This window comes from Escherichia sp. 93.0816 (genome assembly GCF_013368855.2).
Taxonomy (GTDB): Bacteria; Pseudomonadota; Gammaproteobacteria; order Enterobacterales; family Enterobacteriaceae; genus Escherichia; species Escherichia ruysiae.
The window spans coordinates 86,562-102,734 of sequence record NZ_JABWNC020000013.1 but is presented as its reverse complement, the minus strand read 5'-3'; the positions used below and the strand labels follow the sequence as shown (position 1 = coordinate 102,734).

The following is a 16,173-nucleotide window of genomic DNA, read 5'->3' as shown; positions in this document are numbered from 1 at the left end:
ATCCCATACTTTTCCACAGGTAGATCCCAGCGCGTTCACAGCGTACAATACGCCACTCTTAATAAAGGTGGCGGTTTATGGCAGATATCACTCTTATCAGCGGCAGCACCCTCGGCGGTGCCGAATATGTAGCAGAACACCTGGCTGAAAAGCTGGAAGAGGCGGGTTTTACCACCGAAACGCTGCACGGTCCGTTGTTAGACGATTTATCTGCCTCTGGGATCTGGCTGGTTATCAGTTCTACCCACGGCGCCGGAGACATTCCGGACAACCTTTCTCCTTTCTATGAAGCATTGCAGGAACAAAAACCCGATCTTTCTGCGGTACGCTTTGGCGCAATCGGTATTGGTAGTCGTGAATACGACACTTTTTGTGGCGCGATCGATAAACTCGAGGCAGAACTCAAAAATTCCGGTGCGAAACAGATGGGCGAAACACTGAAGATCAACATCCTTGATCACGACATTCCGGAAGATCCGGCAGAAGAATGGCTGGGATCCTGGATTAATTTACTCAAATAAGTATACAGATCGTGCGATCTACTGTGGATAACTCTGTCAGGAAGCTTGGATCAACCGGTAGTTATCCAAAGAACAACTGTTGTTCAGTTTTTGAGTTGTGTATAACCCCTCATTCTGATCCCAGCTTATACGGAGCAGGATCACCGATCATTCACAGCTAATGATCCTCAGCAGGTTGTTGATCCTAAAAGATAGATCTGCGTTATCCACAGACAAGGACGATCCTAATAAGAGATCACAATAGAACAGATCTCTAAATAAAAAGATCTTCTTTTTAATACCCAGGATCCCAGGTCTTTCTCAAGCCGTCAAAGTTGAGTAGAATCCACGGCCCGGGCTTCAATCCATTTTCATACCGCGTTATGCGAGGCAATAACCATGTTTTATCCGGATCCTTTTGACGTCATCATCATTGGCGGGGGTCATGCAGGCACCGAGGCCGCGATGGCTGCGGCGCGTATGGGTCAACAGACTCTGCTTTTGACACACAATATCGACACCCTGGGGCAGATGAGCTGCAACCCGGCAATCGGCGGTATTGGGAAGGGACATCTGGTAAAAGAAGTGGATGCACTCGGCGGTCTGATGGCAAAAGCGATCGACCAGGCAGGTATTCAGTTTAGGATACTAAACGCCAGCAAAGGGCCGGCGGTTCGGGCAACCCGAGCACAGGCGGATCGTGTGCTCTACCGTCAGGCGGTACGCACTGCACTTGAGAATCAACCGAACCTGATGATCTTCCAGCAGGCGGTTGAGGATCTTATTGTCGAAAACGATCGTGTGGTCGGTGCTGTCACCCAAATGGGGCTGAAATTCCGTGCTAAAGCAGTCGTGCTTACTGTCGGCACTTTTCTTGACGGTAAGATTCATATCGGCCTGGATAATTACAGCGGTGGTCGTGCTGGAGATCCGCCTTCCATTCCGCTCTCACGCCGTTTGCGCGAACTTCCACTGCGCGTTGGTCGTCTGAAAACCGGTACGCCGCCGCGTATTGATGCGCGCACCATCGATTTCAGTGTGCTGGCGCAACAGCATGGCGATAACCCAATGCCGGTGTTCTCGTTTATGGGCAACGCAGCGCAGCATCCACAGCAGGTGCCGTGCTATATCACCCATACAAACGAGAAAACGCATGACGTGATCCGCAGTAACCTCGATCGTAGTCCGATGTATGCCGGAGTGATCGAAGGTGTCGGCCCACGCTACTGTCCGTCGATCGAAGACAAGGTCATGCGCTTCGCTGACAGAAATCAGCATCAGATCTTCCTTGAGCCGGAAGGGCTAACCTCGAACGAAATTTATCCGAACGGCATCTCCACCAGCCTGCCGTTCGATGTGCAGATGCAAATCGTCCGCTCCATGCAGGGGATGGAAAACGCGAAAATCGTGCGTCCGGGTTATGCCATTGAGTATGACTTTTTCGATCCGCGCGACCTGAAACCGACGCTGGAAAGCAAGTTTATTCAGGGGCTGTTCTTTGCTGGTCAGATTAACGGCACTACCGGTTACGAAGAAGCTGCAGCGCAAGGTTTGCTGGCCGGCCTTAACGCCGCTCGCCTGTCTGCTGACAAAGAAGGCTGGGCGCCAGCGCGATCCCAGGCTTACCTTGGCGTACTGGTCGATGACCTGTGTACTTTAGGAACCAAAGAACCGTACCGTATGTTTACCTCGCGCGCAGAATATCGACTGATGCTGCGTGAAGATAACGCAGACCTGCGTCTGACTGAAATTGGTCGTGAGCTGGGGCTGGTTGATGATGAACGTTGGGCGCGCTTTAACGAGAAGCTTGAGAACATCGAGCGTGAGCGTCAGCGTCTGAAATCGACCTGGGTAACGCCGTCTGCGGAAGCTGCAGTCGAAGTGAATGCTCACCTGACGGCACCGCTTTCCCGTGAAGCCAGTGGTGAAGATCTGCTGCGTCGTCCGGAAATGACCTATGACAAATTAACTACACTGACGCCGTTTGCTCCTGCGTTGACAGACGAACAGGCGGCAGAACAGGTTGAGATTCAGGTTAAATACGAAGGTTATATTGCGCGTCAGCAGGATGAGATCGAAAAGCAGCTGCGTAACGAGAATACCCTGCTGCCAGCGACGCTGGATTACCGCCAGGTATCTGGTCTGTCTAACGAAGTGATCGCTAAACTCAACGATCACAAACCGGCCTCTATCGGCCAGGCTTCGCGTATTTCTGGCGTCACGCCTGCGGCTATCTCCATTCTGCTGGTATGGCTGAAAAAACAGGGTATGCTGCGTCGTAGCGCATAACGCATTAAAAATGCCTGGTAAGCACCCGCTTACCAGGCAACGCATCAAGAACAGGTAATCACCGTGCTCAACAAACTCTCCTCACTGCTGAAAGACGCAGGAATTTCGCTTACCGATCACCAGAAAAATCAGCTCATTGCCTACGTAAATATGCTGCACAAATGGAACAAAGCGTACAACCTGACTTCGGTACGCGATCCTAATGAGATGCTGGTACGCCATATTCTCGACAGCATTGTCGTTGCACCTTATCTGCAAGGTGAACGTTTTATTGATGTCGGCACAGGCCCGGGTCTGCCCGGCATTCCTCTCTCTATCGTACGCCCTGACGCCCACTTCACACTACTGGATAGCCTCGGTAAACGCGTGCGTTTCCTGCGTCAGGTTCAACATGAATTGAAACTTGAGAACATTGAGCCGGTACAGAGTAGGGTAGAAGAGTTTCCGTCAGAGCCACCGTTTGATGGTGTAATTAGCCGTGCTTTTGCCTCTCTGAACGATATGGTGAGCTGGTGCCACCATCTTCCAGGTGAGCAAGGCCGCTTCTATGCGCTGAAAGGACAAATGCCGGAAGATGAAATAGCCCTATTGCCTGCAGAATATCAGGTTGAATCAGTGGTTAAACTTCAGGTTCCGGCTCTGGATGGCGAACGCCATTTGGTTGTGATTAAAGCAAATAAAATTTAATTTTTATCAAAAAAATCATAAAAAATTTATCGGTTTGACTGTTAACAACAACCAGGTTTTCTACTGATATAACTGGTTACATTTAACGCCACGTTTACCATTTTGCATCAATGAACTAACGTGGCTTTTTTGGGTAAGCAGGAAATAAGTCATCGGTGAAAATATCAGTCTGCTAAAAATCGGCGCTAAGAACCATAATTCGCTGTTAAAATATTATTAAGAATGTCAATGCCTGGTTTTTGTTATGTAAATGCCATTTATGAAAACAGTATCTGTTTTTAGACTGAAATATCAGAAACTTGCAATGGCATCATTTGCCAAGTAAATAAATATGCTGTGCGCGAACATGCTCAATCTGTGATCTGAAGCACTCTTTACCACCAGTGTTTACGCGTTATTTACAGTTTTTCATGATCTGGCATGGTTAGCAGAAAAGTCGCAATTGTATGCACTGGAAAAATATTTAAACATTTATTCACCTTTTGGCTACTTATTGTTTGAAATCACGGGGGCGCACCGTATAATTTGACCGCTTTTTGATGCTTGACTCTAAGCCTTAAAGAAAGTTTTATACGACACGCGGCATACCTCGAAGGGAGCAGGAGTGAAAAACGTGATGTCTGTGTCGCTCTTGAGTCGAAACGTTGCTCGGAAGCTTCTGCTCGTTCAGTTACTGGCGGTGATAGCAAGTGGATTGCTGTTCAGCCTCAAAGACCCCTTCTGGGGCGTCTCTGCATTAAGCGGGGGCCTGGCAGTCTTTCTGCCTAACGTTTTGTTTATGATATTTGCCTGGCGTCACCAGGCGCATACACCAGCGAAAGGCCGGGTGGCCTGGACATTCGCATTTGGCGAAGCTTTCAAAGTTCTGGCGATGTTGGTGTTACTGGTGGTGGCGTTGGCGGTTTTAAAGGCGGTATTCTTGCCGCTGATCGTTACGTGGGTTTTGGTGCTGGTGGTTCAGATACTGGCACCGGCTGTAATTAACAACAAAGGGTAAAAGGCATCATGGCTTCAGAAAATATGACGCCGCAGGATTACATAGGACACCACCTGAATAACCTTCAGCTGGACCTGCGTACATTCTCGCTGGTGGATCCACAAAACCCCCCAGCCACCTTCTGGACAATCAATATTGACTCCATGTTCTTCTCGGTGGTGCTGGGTCTGTTGTTCCTGCTTATGTTCCGTAGCGTAGCCAAAAAGGCGACCAGCGGCGTACCAGGTAAGTTTCAGACCGCGATTGAGCTGGTAATCGGCTTTGTTAATGGTAGCGTGAAAGACATGTACCATGGCAAAAGCAAGCTGATTGCACCGCTGGCCCTGACGATCTTCGTTTGGGTATTCCTGATGAACCTGATGGACTTACTGCCTATCGATCTGCTGCCGTATATCGCAGAACACTGGATCGGTTTGCCGGCACTGCGTGTGGTTCCGTCTGCTGACGTGAACGTGACGCTGTCGATGGCACTGGGCGTATTTATCCTGATTCTGTTCTACAGCATCAAAATGAAAGGCATCGGCGGCTTCACGAAAGAGTTGACGCTGCAGCCGTTCAATCACTGGGCGTTCATCCCTGTCAACTTAATCCTTGAAGGGGTAAGCCTGCTGTCCAAACCAGTTTCACTCGGTTTGCGACTGTTCGGTAACATGTACGCAGGTGAGCTGATTTTCATTCTGATTGCTGGTCTGTTGCCGTGGTGGTCACAGTGGATCCTGAATGTGCCGTGGGCCATTTTCCACATCCTGATCATTACGCTGCAAGCCTTCATCTTCATGGTTCTGACGATCGTCTATCTGTCGATGGCGTCTGAAGAACATTAATTTACCAACACTACTACGTTTTAACTGAAACAAACTGGAGACTGTCATGGAAAACCTGAATATGGATCTGCTGTACATGGCTGCCGCTGTGATGATGGGTCTGGCGGCAATCGGTGCTGCGATCGGTATCGGCATCCTCGGGGGTAAATTCCTGGAAGGCGCAGCGCGTCAACCTGATCTGATTCCTCTGCTGCGTACTCAGTTCTTTATCGTTATGGGTCTGGTGGATGCTATCCCGATGATCGCTGTAGGTCTGGGTCTGTACGTGATGTTCGCTGTCGCGTAGTAAGCGTTGCTTTTATTTAAAGAGCAATATCAGAACGTTAACTAAATAGAGGCATTGTGCTGTGAATCTTAACGCAACAATCCTCGGCCAGGCCATCGCGTTTGTCCTGTTCGTTCTGTTCTGCATGAAGTACGTATGGCCGCCATTAATGGCTGCCATCGAAAAACGTCAAAAAGAAATTGCTGACGGCCTTGCTTCCGCAGAACGAGCACATAAGGACCTTGACCTTGCAAAGGCCAGCGCGACCGACCAGCTGAAAAAAGCGAAAGCGGAAGCCCAGGTAATCATCGAGCAGGCGAACAAACGCCGCTCGCAGATTCTGGACGAAGCGAAAGCTGAGGCAGAACAGGAACGTACTAAAATCGTGGCTCAGGCGCAGGCGGAAATTGAAGCCGAGCGTAAACGTGCCCGTGAAGAGCTGCGTAAGCAAGTTGCTATCCTGGCTGTTGCTGGCGCCGAGAAGATCATCGAACGTTCCGTGGATGAAGCTGCTAACAGCGACATCGTGGATAAACTTGTCGCTGAACTGTAAGGAGGGAGGGGCTGATGTCTGAATTTATTACGGTAGCTCGCCCCTACGCCAAAGCAGCTTTTGACTTTGCCGTCGAACACCAAAGTGTAGAACGCTGGCAGGACATGCTGGCGTTTGCCGCCGAGGTAACCAAAAACGAACAGATGGCAGAGCTTCTCTCTGGCGCGCTAGCGCCAGAAACGCTCGCCGAGTCGTTTATCGCAGTTTGTGGTGAGCAACTGGACGAAAATGGTCAGAACCTGATTCGGGTAATGGCTGAAAATGGTCGTCTTAACGCGCTCCCGGATGTTCTGGAGCAGTTTATTCATCTGCGTGCCGTGAGTGAGGCTACCGCTGAGGTAGACGTCATTTCCGCTGCTGCATTGAGTGAACAACAGCTCGCGAAAATTTCTGCTGCGATGGAAAAACGTCTGTCACGCAAAGTTAAGCTGAATTGCAAAATCGATAAGTCTGTAATGGCAGGCGTTATCATCCGAGCGGGTGATATGGTCATTGATGGCAGCGTACGCGGTCGTCTTGAGCGCCTTGCAGACGTCTTGCAGTCTTAAGGGGACTGGAGCATGCAACTGAATTCCACCGAAATCAGCGAACTGATCAAGCAGCGCATTGCTCAGTTCAATGTTGTGAGTGAAGCTCACAACGAAGGTACTATTGTTTCTGTAAGTGACGGTGTTATCCGCATCCACGGCCTGGCCGATTGTATGCAGGGTGAAATGATCTCCCTGCCGGGTAACCGTTACGCTATCGCACTGAACCTCGAGCGCGACTCTGTAGGTGCGGTAGTTATGGGTCCGTACGCTGACCTTGCCGAAGGCATGAAAGTTAAGTGTACTGGTCGTATCCTGGAAGTTCCGGTTGGCCGTGGCCTGCTGGGGCGTGTGGTTAACACTCTGGGTGCGCCAATCGACGGTAAAGGTCCGCTGGATCACGACGGCTTCTCTGCTGTAGAAGCAATCGCTCCGGGCGTTATCGAACGTCAGTCCGTAGATCAGCCGGTACAGACCGGTTATAAAGCCGTTGACTCCATGATCCCAATCGGTCGTGGTCAGCGTGAATTGATCATCGGTGACCGTCAAACCGGTAAAACCGCACTGGCTATCGATGCCATCATCAACCAGCGCGATTCCGGTATCAAATGTATCTATGTCGCTATCGGTCAGAAAGCGTCCACCATTTCTAACGTGGTACGTAAACTGGAAGAGCACGGCGCACTGGCTAACACTATCGTTGTGGTAGCAACCGCGTCTGAATCCGCAGCACTGCAATACCTGGCACCGTATGCCGGTTGCGCAATGGGCGAATACTTCCGTGACCGTGGCGAAGATGCGCTGATCATTTACGATGACCTGTCTAAACAGGCTGTTGCTTACCGTCAGATCTCCCTGCTGCTCCGTCGTCCGCCTGGACGTGAAGCATTCCCGGGCGACGTATTCTACCTCCACTCTCGTCTGCTGGAGCGTGCTGCGCGTGTTAACGCCGAATACGTTGAAGCCTTCACCAAAGGTGAAGTGAAAGGGAAAACCGGTTCTCTGACCGCGCTGCCGATTATCGAAACTCAGGCAGGTGACGTTTCTGCGTTCGTTCCGACCAACGTAATCTCCATTACTGATGGTCAGATCTTCCTGGAAACCAACCTGTTCAACGCCGGTATTCGTCCTGCGGTTAACCCGGGTATTTCCGTATCCCGTGTTGGTGGTGCAGCACAGACCAAGATCATGAAAAAACTGTCCGGTGGTATCCGTACCGCTCTGGCACAGTATCGTGAACTGGCAGCGTTCTCTCAGTTTGCATCCGACCTTGACGATGCAACCCGTAAGCAGCTTGACCACGGTCAGAAAGTGACCGAACTGCTGAAACAGAAACAGTATGCGCCGATGTCCGTTGCGCAGCAGTCTCTGGTTCTGTTCGCAGCAGAACGTGGTTACCTGGCGGATGTTGAACTGTCGAAAATCGGCAGCTTCGAAGCCGCGCTGCTGGCTTACGTCGACCGTGATCACGCTCCGTTGATGCAAGAGATCAACCAGACCGGTGGCTACAACGACGAAATCGAAGGCAAGCTGAAAGGCATCCTCGATTCCTTCAAAGCAACCCAATCCTGGTAACGTCTGGCGGCTTGCCTTAGGGCAGGCCGCAAGGCATTGAGGAGAAGCTCATGGCCGGCGCAAAAGAGATACGTAGTAAGATCGCAAGCGTCCAGAACACGCAAAAGATCACTAAAGCGATGGAGATGGTCGCCGCTTCCAAAATGCGTAAATCGCAGGATCGCATGGCGGCCAGCCGTCCTTATGCAGAAACCATGCGCAAAGTGATTGGTCACCTTGCACACGGTAATCTGGAATATAAGCACCCATACCTGGAAGACCGCGACGTTAAACGCGTGGGCTACCTGGTGGTGTCGACCGACCGTGGTTTGTGCGGTGGTTTGAACATTAACCTGTTCAAAAAACTGCTGGCGGAAATGAAGACCTGGACCGACAAAGGCGTTCAATGCGACCTCGCAATGATCGGCTCGAAAGGTGTTTCGTTCTTCAACTCCGTGGGCGGCAATGTTGTTGCCCAGGTCACCGGCATGGGGGATAACCCTTCCCTGTCCGAACTGATCGGTCCGGTAAAAGTGATGTTGCAGGCCTACGACGAAGGCCGTCTGGACAAGCTTTACATTGTCAGCAACAAATTTATTAACACCATGTCTCAGGTTCCGACCATCAGCCAGCTGCTGCCATTACCGGCGTCAGATGATGATGATCTGAAACATAAATCCTGGGATTACCTGTACGAACCCGATCCGAAGGCGTTGCTGGATACCCTGCTGCGTCGTTATGTCGAATCTCAGGTTTATCAGGGCGTGGTTGAAAACCTGGCCAGCGAGCAGGCCGCCCGTATGGTGGCGATGAAAGCCGCGACCGACAATGGCGGCAGCCTGATTAAAGAGCTGCAGTTGGTATACAACAAAGCTCGTCAGGCCAGCATTACTCAGGAACTCACCGAGATCGTCTCGGGGGCCGCCGCGGTTTAAACAGGTTATTTCGTAGAGGATTTAAGATGGCTACTGGAAAGATTGTCCAGGTAATCGGCGCCGTAGTTGACGTCGAATTCCCTCAGGATGCCGTACCGCGCGTGTACGATGCTCTTGAGGTGCAAAATGGTAATGAGCGTCTGGTGCTGGAAGTTCAGCAGCAGCTCGGCGGCGGTATCGTGCGTACCATCGCAATGGGTTCTTCCGACGGTCTGCGTCGCGGTCTGGATGTAAAAGACCTCGAACACCCGATCGAAGTCCCGGTAGGTAAAGCGACTCTGGGTCGTATCATGAACGTACTGGGTGAACCGGTCGACATGAAAGGCGAGATCGGTGAAGAAGAGCGTTGGGCGATTCACCGCGCAGCACCTTCCTACGAAGAGCTGTCAAACTCTCAGGAACTGCTGGAAACCGGTATCAAAGTTATCGACCTGATGTGTCCGTTCGCGAAGGGCGGTAAAGTTGGTCTGTTCGGTGGTGCGGGTGTAGGTAAAACCGTAAACATGATGGAGCTCATTCGTAACATCGCGATCGAGCACTCCGGTTACTCTGTGTTTGCGGGCGTAGGTGAACGTACTCGTGAGGGTAACGACTTCTACCACGAAATGACCGACTCCAACGTTATCGACAAAGTATCCCTGGTGTATGGCCAGATGAACGAGCCGCCGGGAAACCGTCTGCGCGTTGCTCTGACCGGTCTGACCATGGCTGAGAAATTCCGTGACGAAGGTCGTGACGTACTGCTGTTCGTTGACAACATCTATCGTTACACCCTGGCCGGTACTGAAGTATCCGCACTGCTGGGTCGTATGCCTTCAGCGGTAGGTTATCAGCCGACCCTGGCGGAAGAGATGGGCGTTCTGCAGGAACGTATCACCTCCACCAAAACCGGTTCTATCACCTCCGTACAGGCGGTATACGTACCTGCGGATGACTTGACTGACCCGTCTCCGGCAACCACCTTTGCGCACCTTGACGCAACCGTGGTACTGAGCCGTCAGATCGCGTCTCTGGGTATCTACCCGGCAGTTGACCCGCTGGACTCCACCAGCCGTCAGCTGGATCCGCTGGTGGTTGGTCAGGAACACTACGACACCGCTCGTGGCGTTCAGTCCATCCTGCAACGTTATCAGGAACTGAAAGACATCATCGCCATCCTGGGTATGGATGAACTGTCGGAAGAAGACAAACTGGTGGTAGCGCGCGCTCGTAAGATCCAGCGTTTCCTGTCCCAGCCGTTCTTCGTGGCAGAAGTATTCACCGGTTCTCCGGGTAAATACGTCTCCCTGAAAGACACCATCCGTGGCTTTAAAGGCATCATGGAAGGCGAATACGATCACCTGCCGGAGCAGGCGTTCTACATGGTCGGTTCCATCGAAGAAGCAGTGGAAAAAGCCAAAAAACTTTAACGCCTTAATCGGAGGGTGATATGGCAATGACTTACCACCTGGACGTCGTCAGCGCAGAGCAACAAATGTTCTCTGGTCTGGTCGAGAAAATCCAGGTAACGGGTAGCGAAGGTGAACTGGGGATCTACCCAGGGCACGCACCGCTGCTCACCGCCATTAAGCCTGGTATGATTCGCATCGTGAAACAGCACGGTCACGAAGAGTTTATCTATCTGTCTGGCGGCATTCTTGAAGTGCAGCCTGGCAACGTGACCGTTCTGGCCGACACCGCAATTCGCGGCCAGGATCTCGACGAAGCGCGAGCCATGGAAGCGAAACGTAAGGCTGAAGAGCACATTAGCAGCTCTCACGGCGACGTAGATTACGCTCAGGCGTCTGCGGAACTGGCCAAAGCGATCGCGCAGCTGCGCGTTATCGAGTTGACCAAAAAAGCGATGTAACACCGGCTTGAAAAGCACGAAAGCCAGTCTGGAAACAGGCTGGCTTTTTTATTGCGTGCGCCGCGCATATTTTCATCTGGATAGTAGTACAGCAGGATTTGTGCTGTGGTCATTCATGTTCCGCGATTAACACTTTTTATATAAACCAGCGAAATTCTTTGCTGGTTTTCTCGTTTATTCATTGATCGAAATAAGAGCAAAAACATCATGTAGACACTTAAATGAAGGTGCTACCTTACTTTTATGCAGACAAAAGGCGCGCCAATGGTCGAAAATGGTGTTTTCGTCAGTAGGGATAATCCTTTATTGCACAATTTATCCTCTGTCCATTTCACGATGAAAAAAATGTAGTTTTTTCAAGGTGAAGCGGTTTAAATTCGTTCTCAAATCACAGTCAGGACGCGTATGTTGAATAATGCTATGAGCGTAGTGATCCTTGCAGCAGGCAAAGGCACTCGCATGTATTCCGATATTCCAAAAGTGCTGCATACCCTTGCCGGGAAAGCGATGGTTCAGCATGTCATTGATGCTGCGAATGAATTAGGCGCAGCGCACGTTCACCTGGTTTACGGTCACGGCGGCGATCTGCTTAAACAGTCGTTGAAAGATGACAACCTGAACTGGGTGCTTCAGGCTGAGCAGTTGGGTACTGGTCATGCAATGCAGCAGGCCGCACCTTTCTTTGCCGATGATGAAGACATTTTAATGCTCTACGGCGATGTACCGCTGATCTCGGTCGAAACACTCCAGCGCCTGCGTGATGCAAAACCGCAGGGTGGCATTGGTCTGCTGACAGTGAAACTGGATGACCCGACCGGTTATGGTCGCATTACCCGTGAGAATGGCAAAGTTACCGGCATTGTTGAGCATAAAGATGCTACCGACGAGCAGCGTCAAATCCAGGAGATCAACACCGGTATTCTGATCGCCAACGGTGCAGATATGAAACGCTGGCTGGCGAAGCTGACCAATAATAATGCTCAGGGCGAGTACTACATTACCGACATTATTGCTCTGGCGTATCAGGAAGGGCGTGACATCGTCGCTGTACATCCGCAGCGTTTAAGCGAAGTCGAAGGTGTAAATAACCGTCTGCAACTCTCCCGTCTGGAGCGCGTTTATCAGTCCGAACAGGCAGAAAAACTGCTGCTGGCGGGAGTTATGCTGCGCGATCCGGCGCGTTTTGATCTGCGCGGTACGCTTACTCACGGGCGCGATGTTGAAATTGATACTAACGTTATCATCGAGGGTAATGTTACTCTCGGCAATCGCGTGAAAATTGGCACTGGTTGCGTGATTAAAAACAGCGTGATTGGTGATGATTGCGAAATCAGCCCATATACCGTGGTGGAAGACGCGAATCTGGCTGCGGCCTGTACCATTGGCCCGTTTGCCCGTCTGCGCCCCGGTGCAGAGCTGCTGGAAGGCGCACACGTCGGTAACTTCGTTGAGATGAAAAAAGCGCGTTTGGGTAAAGGCTCGAAAGCCGGTCATCTGACTTACCTGGGCGATGCGGAAATCGGCGATAACGTTAACATCGGCGCGGGAACCATTACCTGCAACTACGACGGTGCGAATAAATTTAAAACCATTATTGGCGACGATGTATTTGTCGGTTCTGACACCCAACTTGTTGCACCGGTAACGGTTGGTAAAGGCGCGACCATTGCTGCGGGTACTACCGTAACGCGCAATGTTGGTGAAAATGCCCTGGCAATCAGCCGTGTGCCGCAGGCACAAAAAGAAGGCTGGCGTCGTCCGGTTAAGAAAAAGTAATTCTGGCTGGGTAATCCGGCCATCAGGGATGAGGAGATAACATAATCTCCCGCCCACAAGCAGTAACTATAAAAATAACCCCACTCTCTACAAGGCTCGGGGCGCCCGAAAAATCGGGCATACAGGTTGACCGACAACGATATCAATCGGAATTAAAAACTATGTGTGGAATTGTTGGCGCGATCGCGCAACGTGATGTAGCTGAAATCCTTCTCGAAGGTTTACGTCGTCTGGAATACCGTGGTTATGACTCTGCCGGTCTGGCAGTTGTCGACGCAAACGGAAATATGACCCGCTTACGTCGTCTCGGTAAAGTCCAGATGCTGGCTCAGGCAGCGGAAGAACATCCTCTGCATGGCGGCACCGGTATTGCTCACACTCGCTGGGCAACCCACGGCGAACCTTCTGAAGCGAATGCGCATCCGCATGTTTCTGAACACATTGTGGTGGTGCATAACGGCATCATCGAAAACCATGAACCGCTGCGCGAAGAGTTAAAAGCGCGTGGCTATACCTTTGTTTCTGAAACTGACACCGAAGTTATTGCTCACCTGGTGAACTGGGAACTGAAACAGGGCGGCACCCTGCGTGAGGCCGTTCTGCGTGTTATCCCGCAACTGCGTGGCGCGTACGGTACGGTGATCATGGACACCCGCAACCCGGATACTTTGCTGGCGGCACGTTCCGGTAGCCCGCTGGTGATTGGCCTGGGGATGGGCGAAAACTTTATCGCTTCTGACCAGCTGGCGCTGTTGCCAGTGACTCGTCGCTTTATCTTCCTTGAAGAGGGCGATATTGCGGAAATCACTCGCCGTTCGGTAAACATCTTCGATAAATCTGGCGCAGAAGTAAAACGTCAGGATATCGAATCCAATCTGCAATATGACGCGGGCGATAAAGGTATTTACCGCCACTACATGCAGAAAGAGATCTACGAACAGCCAAACGCCATCAAAAACACTCTCGCCGGACGTATCAGCCACGGTCAGGTTGATTTAAGCGAGCTGGGACCGAACGCCGATGAACTTCTGTCGAAGGTTGAGCATATTCAGATCCTCGCCTGTGGCACTTCTTACAACTCTGGTATGGTTTCCCGCTACTGGTTTGAATCGCTGGCAGGCATTCCGTGCGACGTCGAAATCGCCTCTGAATTCCGCTATCGCAAATCAGCCGTGCGCCGTAACAGTCTGATGATCACTCTGTCGCAGTCTGGTGAAACGGCTGATACTCTGGCTGGCCTGCGTTTGTCAAAAGAGCTGGGTTACCTTGGTTCGCTGGCAATCTGTAACGTTCCTGGCTCTTCTCTGGTGCGTGAATCCGATCTGGCGCTGATGACCAATGCCGGTACTGAAATTGGCGTGGCATCTACCAAAGCCTTCACCACTCAGTTAACTGTGCTGTTGATGCTGGTGGCCAAACTGTCTCGCCTGAAAGGTCTGGATGCCTCCATTGAGCATGACATCGTGCATGGTCTGCAGGCGCTGCCGAGCCGTATTGAGCAGATGCTGTCTCAGGACAAACGCATTGAAGCACTGGCAGAAGATTTCTCTGACAAACATCACGCGCTGTTCCTGGGCCGTGGCGATCAGTATCCCATCGCGCTGGAAGGCGCATTGAAGCTGAAAGAGATCTCCTATATTCATGCTGAAGCCTACGCTGCGGGTGAACTGAAACACGGTCCGCTGGCGCTGATTGATGCAGATATGCCGGTTATCGTTGTTGCGCCGAACAACGAACTGTTGGAAAAACTGAAATCCAACATTGAAGAAGTTCGCGCGCGTGGCGGTCAGTTGTACGTCTTTGCCGATCAGGACGCTGGTTTTGTGAGCAGCGACAACATGCACATCATCGAGATGCCGCATGTGGAAGAGGTGATTGCTCCAATTTTCTACACCGTTCCGCTGCAACTGCTGGCGTACCATGTCGCGCTGATCAAAGGCACCGATGTTGACCAGCCGCGTAACCTGGCAAAATCGGTTACGGTTGAATAATTAATGGATGCCCTGCGTAAGCGGGGCATTTTTCTTCCTGTTATATTTTTAATCAAACATCCTGCCAACTCCATGTGACAAACCGTCATCTTTGGCTACTTTTTCTCTGTCACAGAATGAAAATTTTTCTGTCATCTCTTCGTTATTAATATTTTTAATTAACTGAATATAAACGGTTATTTAAATCAGACTGAAGACTTTCTCTCTCTGTCATAAAACTGTCATAAACCTTACATATAACTGTCACCTGTTTGTCCTATTTTGCTTCTCGTAGCCAACAAACAATGCTTTATGAATCCTCCCAGGAGACATTATGAAAGTTATGCGTACCACCGTCGCAACTGTTGTCGCCGCGACCTTATCGATGAGTGCTTTCTCTGTGTTTGCAGAAGCAAGCCTGACAGGTGCAGGTGCAACCTTCCCTGCGCCGGTGTATGCCAAATGGGCTGACACTTACCAGAAAGAAACCGGTAATAAAGTTAACTACCAGGGTATCGGTTCTTCCGGTGGCGTAAAACAGATTATCGCTAACACCGTTGATTTCGGTGCTTCTGATGCGCCGCTGTCTGACGAAAAACTGGCTCAGGAAGGTCTTTTCCAGTTCCCGACCGTGATTGGCGGCGTGGTGCTGGCGGTTAACCTGCCGGGTCTGAAATCTGGTGAACTGGTGCTGGATGGTAAAACTCTCGGTGACATCTACCTGGGCAAAATTAAAAAGTGGGATGACGAAGCCATCGCCAAACTGAATCCGGGTCTGAAACTGCCTTCACAGAACATTGCCGTAGTGCGCCGTGCAGATGGCTCCGGTACTTCCTTCGTCTTCACCAGCTACCTGGCGAAAGTGAACGAAGAGTGGAAAAACAACGTTGGTACTGGCTCTACCGTAAAATGGCCGATCGGTCTGGGCGGTAAAGGTAACGACGGTATCGCCGCGTTCGTTCAGCGTCTGCCGGGTGCCATTGGTTACGTTGAATATGCTTACGCTAAGCAGAATAACCTGGCGTACACCAAACTGATCTCCGCTGATGGTAAACCGGTTAGTCCGACCGAAGAAAACTTTGCCAATGCAGCAAAAGGCGCAGACTGGAGCAAAACCTTCTCTCAGGATCTGACCAACCAGAAAGGCGAAGATGCATGGCCGATCACCTCTACCACGTTCATACTGATCCACAAAGATCAGAAGAAACCTGAGCAGGGTGTAGAAGTGCTGAAGTTCTTCGACTGGGCATACAAAACCGGGGCTAAACAGGCTAATGACCTGGATTATGCCAGCCTGCCGGAGAGCGTTGTAGAACAGGTTCGCGCTGCGTGGAAGACCAATATTAAAGACAGTAGCGGTAAGCCGCTGTACTAATAAAACACCATGCCGGATAAGGCGCTAACGCCGCATCCGGCATTACAAAATGACTTTGTAAACGCGTTTAAC

At 51.0% G+C, this 16,173-nt stretch carries 15 protein-coding genes; all 15 read left to right on the top strand.

Annotation, left to right across the window (positions count from 1 at the left end):
• The first annotated feature begins 77 nt into the window (after positions 1 to 77).
• The 15 genes from mioC to pstS all read left to right on the top strand — a co-directional run bounded on the left by mioC (position 78) and on the right by pstS (position 16,101).
• Entirely contained in the window at positions 78 to 521 is a 444-nt protein-coding gene (gene mioC, locus HEM79_RS14810) for an FMN-binding protein MioC (RefSeq protein ID WP_176241535.1), read from the top strand.
• 378 nt (positions 522 to 899) lie between these two features.
• Complete coding sequence (gene mnmG, locus HEM79_RS14805; protein ID WP_176241534.1) at positions 900 to 2,789, top strand: tRNA uridine-5-carboxymethylaminomethyl(34) synthesis enzyme MnmG; 1,890 nt, start codon at positions 900 to 902, stop codon at positions 2,787 to 2,789.
• Between the two features lie 63 nt (positions 2,790 to 2,852).
• Positions 2,853 to 3,476, top strand: coding sequence for a 16S rRNA (guanine(527)-N(7))-methyltransferase RsmG (rsmG, locus tag HEM79_RS14800; protein WP_000932852.1), 624 nt, complete (start codon positions 2,853 to 2,855; stop codon positions 3,474 to 3,476).
• Positions 3,477 to 4,092: 616 nt separating this feature from the next.
• Entirely contained in the window at positions 4,093 to 4,473 is a 381-nt protein-coding gene (atpI, locus tag HEM79_RS14795) for a F0F1 ATP synthase subunit I (protein WP_000116663.1), read from the top strand.
• An 8-nt stretch (positions 4,474 to 4,481) separates the two neighbouring features.
• Positions 4,482 to 5,297 carry a F0F1 ATP synthase subunit A gene (gene atpB, locus HEM79_RS14790; protein ID WP_000135622.1) on the top strand — a complete coding sequence of 272 codons (816 nt, stop codon included), beginning with the start codon at positions 4,482 to 4,484 and terminating at the stop codon, positions 5,295 to 5,297.
• A gap of 46 nt (positions 5,298 to 5,343) precedes the next feature.
• Positions 5,344 to 5,583: a F0F1 ATP synthase subunit C gene (gene atpE / locus HEM79_RS14785; protein ID WP_000429386.1), complete on the top strand. Its 240-nt coding sequence runs from the start codon at positions 5,344 to 5,346 to the stop codon at positions 5,581 to 5,583.
• A 61-nt stretch (positions 5,584 to 5,644) separates the two neighbouring features.
• A complete protein-coding gene (gene atpF, locus HEM79_RS14780) occupies positions 5,645 to 6,115 on the top strand; it encodes a F0F1 ATP synthase subunit B (protein WP_001052219.1) in 471 nt (156 codons plus the stop codon).
• Between the two features lie 14 nt (positions 6,116 to 6,129).
• A complete protein-coding gene (gene atpH, locus HEM79_RS14775; RefSeq protein WP_001288587.1) occupies positions 6,130 to 6,663 on the top strand; it encodes a F0F1 ATP synthase subunit delta in 534 nt (177 codons plus the stop codon).
• A gap of 12 nt (positions 6,664 to 6,675) precedes the next feature.
• The gene (atpA, locus tag HEM79_RS14770; RefSeq protein ID WP_001176745.1) at positions 6,676 to 8,217 is read left to right on the top strand and encodes a F0F1 ATP synthase subunit alpha; all 1,542 of its coding nucleotides are present in this window, start codon (positions 6,676 to 6,678) and stop codon (positions 8,215 to 8,217) included.
• Positions 8,218 to 8,267: 50 nt separating this feature from the next.
• A complete protein-coding gene (gene atpG, locus HEM79_RS14765) occupies positions 8,268 to 9,131 on the top strand; it encodes a F0F1 ATP synthase subunit gamma (RefSeq protein WP_000896498.1) in 864 nt (287 codons plus the stop codon).
• 26 nt (positions 9,132 to 9,157) lie between these two features.
• Positions 9,158 to 10,540, top strand: a complete 1,383-nt coding sequence (atpD, locus tag HEM79_RS14760; RefSeq protein WP_000190506.1) for a F0F1 ATP synthase subunit beta — start codon at positions 9,158 to 9,160, stop codon at positions 10,538 to 10,540.
• A gap of 20 nt (positions 10,541 to 10,560) precedes the next feature.
• Complete coding sequence (locus HEM79_RS14755; RefSeq protein WP_001251965.1) at positions 10,561 to 10,980, top strand: F0F1 ATP synthase subunit epsilon; 420 nt, start codon at positions 10,561 to 10,563, stop codon at positions 10,978 to 10,980.
• A gap of 405 nt (positions 10,981 to 11,385) precedes the next feature.
• Complete coding sequence (gene glmU / locus HEM79_RS14750) at positions 11,386 to 12,756, top strand: bifunctional UDP-N-acetylglucosamine diphosphorylase/glucosamine-1-phosphate N-acetyltransferase GlmU (protein WP_176241533.1); 1,371 nt, start codon at positions 11,386 to 11,388, stop codon at positions 12,754 to 12,756.
• 161 nt (positions 12,757 to 12,917) lie between these two features.
• The gene (gene glmS, locus HEM79_RS14745) at positions 12,918 to 14,747 is read left to right on the top strand and encodes a glutamine--fructose-6-phosphate transaminase (isomerizing) (RefSeq protein WP_176241532.1); all 1,830 of its coding nucleotides are present in this window, start codon (positions 12,918 to 12,920) and stop codon (positions 14,745 to 14,747) included.
• A gap of 313 nt (positions 14,748 to 15,060) precedes the next feature.
• Positions 15,061 to 16,101, top strand: coding sequence for a phosphate ABC transporter substrate-binding protein PstS (gene pstS, locus HEM79_RS14740; RefSeq protein ID WP_176241531.1), 1,041 nt, complete (start codon positions 15,061 to 15,063; stop codon positions 16,099 to 16,101).
• The last annotated feature ends 72 nt before the right edge of the window (positions 16,102 to 16,173 follow it).

Bases quoted from the DNA above. Each gene is read 5' to 3' on its own strand.
- mioC (WP_176241535.1), top strand. From the start codon at position 78: ATGGCAGATATCACTCTTATCAGCGGCAGCACCCTCGGCGGTGCCGAA.
- mnmG (WP_176241534.1), top strand. From the start codon at position 900: ATGTTTTATCCGGATCCTTTTGACGTCATCATCATTGGCGGGGGTCAT.
- atpI (WP_000116663.1), top strand. From the start codon at position 4,093: ATGTCTGTGTCGCTCTTGAGTCGAAACGTTGCTCGGAAGCTTCTGCTC.
- atpB (WP_000135622.1), top strand. From the start codon at position 4,482: ATGGCTTCAGAAAATATGACGCCGCAGGATTACATAGGACACCACCTG.
- atpE (WP_000429386.1), top strand. From the start codon at position 5,344: ATGGAAAACCTGAATATGGATCTGCTGTACATGGCTGCCGCTGTGATG.
- atpH (WP_001288587.1), top strand. From the start codon at position 6,130: ATGTCTGAATTTATTACGGTAGCTCGCCCCTACGCCAAAGCAGCTTTT.
- atpA (WP_001176745.1), top strand. From the start codon at position 6,676: ATGCAACTGAATTCCACCGAAATCAGCGAACTGATCAAGCAGCGCATT.
- atpG (WP_000896498.1), top strand. From the start codon at position 8,268: ATGGCCGGCGCAAAAGAGATACGTAGTAAGATCGCAAGCGTCCAGAAC.
- atpD (WP_000190506.1), top strand. From the start codon at position 9,158: ATGGCTACTGGAAAGATTGTCCAGGTAATCGGCGCCGTAGTTGACGTC.
- HEM79_RS14755 (WP_001251965.1), top strand. From the start codon at position 10,561: ATGGCAATGACTTACCACCTGGACGTCGTCAGCGCAGAGCAACAAATG.
- glmU (WP_176241533.1), top strand. From the start codon at position 11,386: ATGTTGAATAATGCTATGAGCGTAGTGATCCTTGCAGCAGGCAAAGGC.
- glmS (WP_176241532.1), top strand. From the start codon at position 12,918: ATGTGTGGAATTGTTGGCGCGATCGCGCAACGTGATGTAGCTGAAATC.
- pstS (WP_176241531.1), top strand. From the start codon at position 15,061: ATGAAAGTTATGCGTACCACCGTCGCAACTGTTGTCGCCGCGACCTTA.